1 protein-coding gene is annotated in these 518 nt (G+C 28.6%); it reads right to left on the bottom strand.

Translation table 11 applies throughout. The features are described 5' to 3' along the window. Positions 1-87: 87 nt before the first annotated feature. Positions 88-518, bottom strand: a 431-nt coding sequence (locus tag HMPREF3177_RS04275; protein ID WP_148128601.1) for a toprim domain-containing protein, incomplete at its 5' end; no start/stop codon positions are given.

Raw genomic sequence — 518 nt, 5'->3', positions numbered from 1 at the left:
TCATCTCTAATTCTATAAAAGAATTAGAAAAAAAGAAGTTGTACATATATTATAATATAAAATAATTTTGCTATCAATATTTACTGATTATTCCATTTCCATACCTCTACTACTCTCTAAATGTCTGTAATTTTGTAAATACTGTTTCTTACTTAATGGAATATTTTTCTCATGTTCTTGATAAGCGTGACCATTTCTTCTTACTAATTCATCATTCCAATCTTTCACATTTTCTTTTTTAGGTGGCACAGCAAAATATATCGACATTTCTCCGTGTTCACGGTGAACTAAATTATTTTCAATTTTATCTTGATTAAATTTTAATCCTGCTTCATCATTATCTACTGCATACACTACATTTGGTATCTTTCCTGTATTTTGACCAACTTCTAAAATTTGTTGGTAAATTATGCTTGGATTGTTAACACCTCGCATTGAAACATATTTTGAGTTTGGTGTTAGTCCATTGAGTGAAGTATAGCTAATCGCATCAACCTCGCTTTCAAAAAAGTAAATAT

The sequence above is a fragment of the Nosocomiicoccus sp. HMSC09A07 genome (assembly GCF_001808485.1).
Classification (GTDB): Bacteria; Bacillota; Bacilli; order Staphylococcales; family Salinicoccaceae; genus Nosocomiicoccus; species Nosocomiicoccus ampullae_A.
This window is presented reverse-complemented; position numbering and strand designations above follow the sequence as displayed.